The 8213-nt window shown below is 45.2% G+C and carries 11 protein-coding genes and 1 pseudogene; 7 read left to right on the forward strand and 5 right to left on the reverse strand.

Annotated features, from left to right (window positions below; translation table 11 throughout):
* The 3 genes and pseudogenes from F6K38_RS24025 to cbiM all read left to right on the forward strand — a co-directional run.
* A pseudogene (locus F6K38_RS24025) lies at positions 1 to 209 on the forward strand (DUF4382 domain-containing protein); the annotation flags it as partial.
* A 259-nt stretch (positions 210 to 468) separates the two neighbouring features.
* Complete coding sequence (locus tag F6K38_RS24030) at positions 469 to 963, forward strand: carboxypeptidase-like regulatory domain-containing protein (RefSeq protein WP_287357655.1); 495 nt, start codon at positions 469 to 471, stop codon at positions 961 to 963.
* Positions 950 to 1627 (forward strand): cobalt transporter CbiM, encoded by a 678-nt coding sequence (gene cbiM / locus F6K38_RS24035; protein ID WP_287313420.1) that lies wholly within the window; start codon positions 950 to 952, stop codon positions 1625 to 1627. The genes F6K38_RS24030 and cbiM overlap by 14 nt, the downstream gene beginning before the upstream one ends.
* 75 nt (positions 1628 to 1702) lie before the next feature.
* On the opposite strand, the gene psaK is transcribed toward cbiM, so the two are convergent.
* Complete coding sequence (gene psaK, locus F6K38_RS24040; protein WP_008179213.1) at positions 1703 to 1993, reverse strand: photosystem I reaction center subunit PsaK; 291 nt, start codon at positions 1991 to 1993, stop codon at positions 1703 to 1705.
* A gap of 497 nt (positions 1994 to 2490) precedes the next feature.
* Here psaK and F6K38_RS24045 point away from each other — a divergent pair, with 497 nt between their 5' ends.
* Positions 2491 to 2817 (forward strand): TMEM165/GDT1 family protein, encoded by a 327-nt coding sequence (locus F6K38_RS24045; RefSeq protein ID WP_287251328.1) that lies wholly within the window; start codon positions 2491 to 2493, stop codon positions 2815 to 2817.
* Positions 2818 to 2964: 147 nt separating this feature from the next.
* Positions 2965 to 3252, forward strand: coding sequence for a TMEM165/GDT1 family protein (locus tag F6K38_RS24050; protein WP_008179209.1), 288 nt, complete (start codon positions 2965 to 2967; stop codon positions 3250 to 3252).
* Positions 3253 to 3348: 96 nt separating this feature from the next.
* Here the strand turns inward: F6K38_RS24050 and F6K38_RS24055 are convergent, their stop codons facing one another.
* From F6K38_RS24055 to F6K38_RS24065, 3 genes are all read right to left on the reverse strand, one after another.
* Positions 3349 to 3864 carry a DUF4149 domain-containing protein gene (locus F6K38_RS24055; protein WP_287251331.1) on the reverse strand — a complete coding sequence of 172 codons (516 nt, stop codon included), beginning with the start codon at positions 3862 to 3864 and terminating at the stop codon, positions 3349 to 3351.
* Positions 3865 to 4015: 151 nt separating this feature from the next.
* A complete protein-coding gene (locus tag F6K38_RS24060) occupies positions 4016 to 5203 on the reverse strand; it encodes a 1-acyl-sn-glycerol-3-phosphate acyltransferase (RefSeq protein ID WP_287251333.1) in 1188 nt (395 codons plus the stop codon).
* A 29-nt stretch (positions 5204 to 5232) separates the two neighbouring features.
* Positions 5233 to 5358 (reverse strand): hypothetical protein, encoded by a 126-nt coding sequence (locus F6K38_RS24065; RefSeq protein ID WP_267871979.1) that lies wholly within the window; start codon positions 5356 to 5358, stop codon positions 5233 to 5235.
* A gap of 83 nt (positions 5359 to 5441) precedes the next feature.
* Here F6K38_RS24065 and F6K38_RS24070 point away from each other — a divergent pair, with 83 nt between their 5' ends.
* Both F6K38_RS24070 and F6K38_RS24075 read left to right on the forward strand, forming a co-directional pair.
* Positions 5442 to 6107, forward strand: a complete 666-nt coding sequence (locus F6K38_RS24070) for a DUF2808 domain-containing protein (protein WP_008179204.1) — start codon at positions 5442 to 5444, stop codon at positions 6105 to 6107.
* Positions 6108 to 6256: 149 nt separating this feature from the next.
* Positions 6257 to 7054: a PhzF family phenazine biosynthesis protein gene (locus tag F6K38_RS24075; RefSeq protein WP_008179202.1), complete on the forward strand. Its 798-nt coding sequence runs from the start codon at positions 6257 to 6259 to the stop codon at positions 7052 to 7054.
* A gap of 240 nt (positions 7055 to 7294) precedes the next feature.
* Here the strand turns inward: F6K38_RS24075 and F6K38_RS24080 are convergent.
* A partial coding sequence (locus tag F6K38_RS24080; protein WP_287357657.1) for a quinone-dependent dihydroorotate dehydrogenase occupies positions 7295 to 8213 on the reverse strand: 919 nt, incomplete at its 5' end.

Genomic DNA, 8213 nt, shown 5'->3' on the forward strand with positions numbered 1-8213 from the left:
TGACCGCCAATGACCCCCTCAACACTGGTGCGATCGGATTTGAGCCATTAGCTGCACTGGCTAAGGACGGCAAACTAGAGGTGACCATGGCTCAGCTTCAATCAGCACTCCCAGCTCGCACCTATCAGCAGCTTACTCAATACATTCTGCCTAACCTAGGTCATGTCGGTGAAGGTCACTGTAAATCCACGCCAATTTCCAGGTCATGACGTACCCAACACTCTTACTCCAAACCCCGGAGTCTTCTAACCTAGAGTCCTGATCAAGACAAGGAAAAATCGAGAGGTAGTGCTAGAAAAATCAAACCTGATCAGCTATGACCCATCTAATTTGCATACTCAAAAAGAGGGGGAGAGTGGGAGATTGGCAGAGGGTCAGAGGGATTGAGGAGTTTTCCCGAAAGTAGAAAATATGCCAATTAAATGCACACTAGCTTAACAGTCAACACTCAACAGTCAAGAATTAAGTATGAAGTCGAAAGGTTTGATGCTACTGAGCCTGGTTTCTGTCTTGAGTTGGTCAGTCAATGCTGAGGCTCACGGCACTAGGCTTGAATCTAAAACTATCGAGGCGATTGAGATTAATGCTAATTACGACACTGGTAAACCGATGTCCAATGCCCAAGTAACCATTTATGCTCCCAATAATCCTACCACCCCTTGGCAGACAGGGACTAGTGACACCAACGGCAGGTTTATCTTTGCTCCCGATTACGCTCAGCAGGGAAATTGGACAATTCAGGTGCGCCAAGCTGGTCACGGTGGCATGATTACTCTTACTCTTGGTGAGGAGAATTCTGCTGTAGCGGGTCAGTCATCAGCAGCGGGTAACTCCCTAATGATCTCATCAACCAGTCCTAGTTACACCCCTGTTCAGAGAATGCTCATGGCAGCTGCTGGTGTCTGGGGATTTGTGGGTACAGCACTCTTTTTCTTAGGGAGGAAAACTAATGCACATTCCTGATGGTATTCTCCCTGCTTCTGTCTGTCTTGCTGGTTATGCAGCTACTGGTGGACTCACTTGGTATGCCCTACGTCGAATTGATCAACATCAAAACCCCCAGGAGGCAATTCCCAGAGCGTCCTTACTGACTGCTGCCTTTTTTGTCGCATCCTCAATTCACCTCCCCATCCCACCAGCGAGTGTCCATTTCGTTCTCAATGGCTTGTTAGGGGCAATTTTAGGTTATTACGCCGTTCCTGCCATTCTGATTGGTTTGTTTTTTCAAGCAGTTATGTTCCAGCATGGTGGACTCTCCACCCTCGGGATAAATGCAGCCATGATCGGAGTATCAGCAATCTTGGCTTATCACCTGTTCCAATTGCGGCGGGTGTTTGGTAAAGGCAATCGAATTGTTACTGCTATCTTCAGCTTCTTGGCGGGTGCTGCTGGCTTGGGAGTGGCGACGCTAATATTCTTCGTCCTAGTCATTACCAATATTCCTGCTAATTTTAATGTGGCAGCAGAACGGATAGCAATTTACGGGCTAATGGTTGCCCATATTCCCCTGATGGTGATCGAGGGGTCGTTTTCAGCGGCAGTGGTGTTATTTTTGCAGCGAGTTCAACCAGAATTGCTAGGGGAATCGGGAAGGGGAAGCAAATACGATATCAAAAGTCAAAAATAATTTTAGACTAATTGGGGCTTCTGCCACTGCCCCCTCTCCCCTCTCTTCCCCTGAAGCTAAGTCCTTTTTAAGACCTTACAGAACACCACTAGTGGCTAGACCTAAGATGACACCAGCCCCTAGGATGTGACCCAGGCTAGTAGTTGCCAAGAGTTCAGGGATACCAAAATTGGCAAACAGTCCAGAGGCACCAGGTAAAGCTGGGCCTTGACCGGGGTTTTTGATGGCAAAGCGACCAACAGTAATCGCAAACAGATTACACAAAATCATTACTATCCCCACTGTGGGACTCCACTCTGGGGTCACCGGAACAGAGGTTTCCACAGCAGCTAACAAAATTGAGTTAATCAATGCAGTTTCTCCCATATTTGATAAATTGATCAGCAATCAAAGCAACTAAGCAATCAGTAATCAGCAATCAGCAATCAGCAATCAGCAATCAGCAATCAGCTTTTGAATAAAACAGGTAAGCTTTGGCCTGTGGCCACGCTACGGTAACGTTTAATCTGAGTTACGGCTGACGGCTGACAGCTGACAGCTGAATGCTTACCAAAGCAATCATAAGAATTTTCGGGGAGAAAAGTCTCAACTTGTTTTAAGAATTTACATTTAGGACTTACGCATTTGCACCCGTTGGTCCCCCAGAGGGGGACTTTGACATCATTACCCCTCCCGGTGCGCTTTCCGTTGGCGAATTTAATTCGCCACGGGTCGCACCGAAAAATTGGGGGGCTAGGGGGGCGAAATCAACTTAACCGCCTAAGTCCTGACATTTTGAGAGCGATCACAGCCTCAGAATTTATGTAAAGTTATGCAAATTTTGGTAAATTGTATAGAGTACCTATATCTTGAGCAGTTTTCCAGTGACTCAATCTGACCAGAGTCAGCCAGTAAAAGCAAACCAAATGGCTGTATGGGGAATCTTTAGTTCAACCTTCCTAACCATCTTTCTAGCGGAGATGGGAGACAAGACCCAACTAGCAACACTACTAATCACTGCTGAATCCCAGTCTCCATTGATTGTGTTTGTTGGTGCTGCCGCAGCACTGATATCTACTAGTTTGCTAGGTGTACTGATTGGTCATTGGCTGGCTAAGCGCTTCTCCCCTGAGATGATGGATACTGCTGCCGGAACACTTTTACTGTTGATCTCAGTTATGCTTCTGTGGGACGCAATTAAACTGAATTAGTATTAGTTAGATGGTTGAAGGTTAGACGGTTGAAGGTTAGACGGTTGAAGGTTAGACGGTTGAAGGTTGTTCGCGTAGCGTGGCCGAAAGGCCAAGGTTGAAGGTTGGAGGTTTAAAGTTGAAGGTTAGATGCTTTAAGGTTAGACGATGGATTGGCAATTACTAGGACTAAGTTTCCTAACGGTATTTTTAGCTGAAATTGGAGACAAAAGCCAATTGGCAGCGATCGCACTCAGTGGTAGTCTCAATTCCCCCCGTACTGTGTTTTTGGGAACTATAGCGGCACTGATACTTGCTAGCTTTCTGGGAGTAGTAGCTGGGGGAGGGGTGGCTCATCTATTGCCTACTCGTCTACTTAAAGCGATCGCAGCCATTGGCTTTGCTTTGATGGCATTACGGCTATTGTGGCCTTCAGAAGGAACGGTGGAGGATTGATACCCCACCACCCCACCTCCCTTTCACCCGATTAACCTGACAATCATTTCGACGAGCATTAATCACCTCTGGGGTTAGGGGGAGTGTGGGAGCAGGTCACGAACACACCAATCTACGATAGTCTTGATAGCACCAGCTAAGTAGTGTAGTCCCTCCGATTAACTTGATTGCTTCTAGCAGCCAGTAGCCTTCATGCATTTGCACCATTCCTGCTGGCATGCCACTCACTGGCTCTAGAAGATTCAGTTGTAGAGCCATAGCGCTCATCTGGGGTGTCATGATGTAGGTATAAATGATTGCGATCCCTAGCATGAGCAGGGATAATAAAATAGACCAGCGTCTGACGTAATGATAAAGATTAGAATTACCACGCAGCACTAGGAGGCTGGCTAATATTAAAGCGCCACACAAAAGCTCAACACGATTAAATGTCCAGAAGATTGAATAGCCAGCTGTAGCAAAACTAGCCTGAGTCATCATGCCAGCTGTAGACATGCATGGCATGATCACAAAGTCTATAACCAAACTGCTACTGAGCCAAAACCCTAAAGCAAACATGGCAATGGTTCGCCAGCGGCTTTGCTGTGAATCCACGCCAAAAACAGCGTTCATAAAATTTCCTCTACTTTCTATCCTGCTCTTAGCTTAACCAATTGTTTTTGGAAAAAGTGTGAAGTATTTTTGCAAACAAAAGTATTTTTGCAAACAAATTTTAAATTAATTGTCAGGACTAATTTCAAATCCAGTTGACGTAAGCATATGCTTACGATAAATTTTCTTGAACTGTCTGTTGTAGTTGTTGGGTCAACATCTCCACTGTAGCTGCTCGGTTTTGTCTGTAGGACTCAAAATGCTCTTTGAGGTTTATGGGGTCTCCAATGCGGAGCATCGCTTTCCGGTGTCCTTTCGCCAAAGGTCGATTAAACTTAAACACTTCCCGCTCTAGTCGAGTCAGGGTATCCAAAAAACGCTCTGGCGTAGGGGAGGCAGCAACATAACCATCGTAAATTGCATCGAAGTTCAGCAGGCGGACAGTAGCTTGGTAAATCGATTCATAGGTCGTTTCATCAAACTCTTCTAACTCTTGAGCACGGGATTTTAAGACTGACTGAATTTTATACACTCGTTCTCGGATTGGTGTCATGGTTGCTGGTGTTAGCTCTAGCTTCTGTTCACACTCACTCAACATACGAGTTTTGAGCTGGTTAATCCGTTGGTTCCAATCCATCTGAGTGCTTTGGTCTAGATTAAGGTCGTATTCAGTCTCTAAGCGAAGAATTACTTGCTCAGCCACACCCCGTAAACGCCCATAGAAGTTTGGTGCGATCGCATTAATGTTGAACGCCTTCTCTAGACGGGACAGGGTCTGATCAATCACTGGCTTCATGGAATCAGTGTAGTGGTACTTCAGACTTACCGGTACTAAATAGAGATTAGGAACAGGTTCACCCTGTTTGACCATTTGGTTCATTGCTTGTAGAGGCAGTTGAATAGCTCCCGTTCGGAAGGGCATAACCGTATCATTTTGATAAGAGCAGCCGCCTTCGGGGAAAATTACCAAATCACAACTCGGTTGCTTCAGTAACTTTAGGGTTTGGGCAATGCTGGCGCGATCGCCTAAACCCCGTCTAATCGAGTAGGCTCCCATCAGGGGCAGAAATTTTTTGTTCCATCCCCGGAAACTCTCGTAAGCCACAACATAGTGAAACAGTTGCCCTAACCGAGTTGATAACAGAAACAGAACCACCCCATCATCAAGGGTAGGATGATTCGGGAGATAAACCACCCGTTCCTCTTCCAACCGAGCCAGTTTCTCTAGGTCCGTAGACTCAACCACTAACTTCAGTTTATAAAAATTATCGGCGAGTAGATCAGAAAAGCTTTGACAGAGGCGGGTTAATACGGGATTGAGCCTAGGTGGATAGAATTGAGGGCTTGACAAAACAGACATAGGATGTATTCCAAGAGGAGATCGGAAGATCACGGAGATGGGGAAATAATAAATACTAGTTTGACTTTAAATACTTGATTTTGCCATTGTGCATGGTGCCATGCTTCCCCACCTTTACTCCCTTCGTGATTTTCCTCACTACAGACAGATGCCATAGTTGTACAGGATCAATTATGCTTTCCCTACTAACCTTTTACCTTAGAATTATCAAATAACAAGAATCATCACTAGTGTCAACATGTTAGATGGTGAAATCAAAGAAAAGACGGCCTCATATACCACCGCGTCACCCTTGATCCCAGCTCTAAAGAGATTGAGCTTCCGTGCGCCCCTTCTGTTTTCGGTAAACTTGCTCAAAATTACTATAGCCTTAGTCTTATCCTTAGTAATTTTGGATACTCCCTCAACCCAAGCCGTTCAGTTAGCGGATGGCAGAGTTTCATTTGAGAAATCTCCTAGGTTGTTGGATGCAGTAACTACCTTTAATCAAGCTGATGTTCGAGGAGGAACATACTATTTCACCGTGGACTTACCAGGGGATATAGGTGAACCACTCCAAAGATTAACCATTAATCAGCGTCAAGGAGGATATAAGATTCGATTCTATCCCGAGAAATCCTCAGCATTTGAAGGAACCTACCAAGACCGGGGTCAGCCGTTATCTCTGGGAAGGGTAACAAAAGACGACTCAACCAAAACAATTTCAGTTACCTTCGATCCACCAGTAAACCCAGGAAAAACCATTACAGTTGGGCTTCGTCCTGTTCGTAATCCACGATGGGGTGGTGTCTATCTGTTTGGGGTTACAGCTTTCCCCCCTGGAGATAGGCCCTATGGTTTATATTTAGGTGTTGGACGTTTACAGTTCTACTCTCCCGCCGGAGACAGGCTCAATTCTAGATAACATCTTCGGAAAATTTATGGCAGGTTAATTGTTAATTAATTGTTAATTTTAAATTGTTAATGATCAAGTGACACTTAACAATTTAAAATTAACACAATCAATCATTTTAAAAATCCTTAACCAGACTTGATTTAACCTTTTGCCTGATTATGGGACAAACCATTATTCAAGTAGACGCTTTCACCAGTAAACCCTTTACAGGAAATCCTGCTGCTATCTGTGTTTTACCAACTGCCCAAGATGACAGCTGGATGCAAAACGTAGCCCGAGAGATGAATTTATCTGAAACCGCATTTCTAGTCAAGCAAGAGGATGGTTTCAATTTGCGTTGGTTTACACCAACAGTGGAAGTCTTCTTATGCGGTCACGCCACCCTAGCTAGTGCTCATGTTCTCTGGTCAGAGGGACATGTCTCCCCTGATCAAACGATTCGGTTCTACACCAAGAATGAATTGCTGATAGCTCAGCGCCAGGGTGAGTGGATTCAACTGGATTTCCCGGTGATTCCCTCAGAAGTTATCAGTACTCCAGAAGCACTCAGCCAAGCCTTAGGTGTACCCATCAAGTGGGTTGGGAAAAATTCCCTAGGCTATTTGGTGGAGGTCGAGTCGGAAGAGTTGGTCAAGCAGATGCAGCCCAATTTCCAACTGATGAAAACCTTACCTCTGTTTACAGTAACTGTTACTAGTTGGGCTGACAGTGATTCAGAATACGACTTTGTTTACCGATTCTTTGCCCCCAGAGTGGGAATTGATGAAGACCCAGTTACAGGTTCTGCCCATTGTTGTCTCGCTCCCTTCTGGCGCGAGCGCAATAGTAAAGATGAGTTCTTAGCCTACCAAGCCTCCTCTCGGGGTGGTGTAGTAAAGGTTAACTATACCGGTAGCGATCGCGTTTTTCTGAGTGGACAAGCAGTTACTATCCTGCGCTCAGAATTGGTAATCTGAATTTTTGAATTAAGAATGTAGAATTAAGAATTAAGAATGTAGAATGTAGAATTAAGAATGTAGAATTAAGAATGTAGAATTAAAAATGTAGAATGTAGAATTAAGAATGTATAATTCTAAATTCGGCCTTCTAAATTCTGCATTCTAAATTCTGCATTCTGACAGACAACCTTGGCCAAAAGGCCACGCGATCGCGTTCAACCAAACAACCTTCAACCTTCAACCTTCAACCTTCAACCTTCAACCAGACCCAGAACCCACTGCCTCAGAAATTGAACTCATGCCTCTTTCCTCCAACTTCTGCAACAGCCCTTGCAGAATCTGCCTTACCATCCATGGACCGTTATAAATCCAACCCGTGTACACCTGAATTAGACTAGCACCTGCAGTAATCTTCTCCCAAGCATCCTCCGCCGTAAAAATCCCTCCAACCCCTATAATCGGTAAAGTTCCTTGAGTTTCCTGCCAGATAAATCGAATTACGTCTGTAGAACGTTGACGCAAAGGAGCTCCACTAATCCCCCCAGCTTCTTCCGTTACCGGTTTGCCCGTTGCCGCAATCCGTTGTGTTTTGAGCAGATCCCGACGGATGGTAGTGTTAGTAGCAATAATCCCAGCTAACCCATAGGTTTGGGCAAGCTCAAGCACATCTGCGATCGCATTCCACTCTAAATCCGGGGCAATCTTGACCAGAATCGGCTTTTGGGAAACGTTTTCCTGTTGCAGAGCATCTAAGATCAGACTAAGTTGAGTGGCATCCTGAAGCGATCGCAATCCTGGTGTATTCGGTGAACTCACATTCACCACAAAGTAATCCCCCAATTCCCTCAACAGGCCAAAACTCGACCGATAGTCATCTGCTGCCTCTGCTAGGGGTGTTACTTTAGATTTACCTAGATTAATGCCAATCGGAATAGTTAAACCTGAAGCTTGGATCCGGTTGAAAGTTGTTTGCCCAAGGCGTTCCCTACCGGTAGGTTGTTCGCCCTTGCCTTTCTCTTCCGGTAGGTTCTTTTCTAAACCTGCAACCTTTAACCTGTTAACCTTCAACTGTTCTAATCGAGCAGCCATTGCTGTAGCTCCGAGATTATTAAATCCCATCCGATTCAGAGCAGCTTTGTCCTCTATCAAGCGAAATAGACGAGGACGAGGATTTCCC

Origin of the sequence: Moorena sp. SIO3B2, assembly GCF_010692525.1 — a bacterium.
Taxonomy (GTDB): domain Bacteria; phylum Cyanobacteriota; class Cyanobacteriia; order Cyanobacteriales; family Coleofasciculaceae; genus Moorena; species Moorena producens.

Excerpts from the sequence above, each read along its gene's own strand:
- F6K38_RS24030 (WP_287357655.1), top strand. The coding sequence starts at position 469 with ATGAAGTCGAAAGGTTTGATGCTACTGAGCCTGGTTTCTGTCTTGAGT.
- cbiM (WP_287313420.1), top strand. The coding sequence starts at position 950 with ATGCACATTCCTGATGGTATTCTCCCTGCTTCTGTCTGTCTTGCTGGT.
- psaK (WP_008179213.1), bottom strand. The coding sequence starts at position 1,993 with ATGGGAGAAACTGCATTGATTAACTCAATTTTGTTAGCTGCTGTGGAA.
- F6K38_RS24050 (WP_008179209.1), top strand. The coding sequence starts at position 2,965 with ATGGATTGGCAATTACTAGGACTAAGTTTCCTAACGGTATTTTTAGCT.
- F6K38_RS24055 (WP_287251331.1), bottom strand. The coding sequence starts at position 3,864 with ATGAACGCTGTTTTTGGCGTGGATTCACAGCAAAGCCGCTGGCGAACC.
- F6K38_RS24060 (WP_287251333.1), bottom strand. The coding sequence starts at position 5,203 with ATGTCTGTTTTGTCAAGCCCTCAATTCTATCCACCTAGGCTCAATCCC.
- F6K38_RS24065 (WP_267871979.1), bottom strand. The coding sequence starts at position 5,358 with ATGGCATCTGTCTGTAGTGAGGAAAATCACGAAGGGAGTAAAGGTGGG.
- F6K38_RS24070 (WP_008179204.1), top strand. The coding sequence starts at position 5,442 with ATGTTAGATGGTGAAATCAAAGAAAAGACGGCCTCATATACCACCGCG.
- F6K38_RS24075 (WP_008179202.1), top strand. The coding sequence starts at position 6,257 with ATGGGACAAACCATTATTCAAGTAGACGCTTTCACCAGTAAACCCTTT.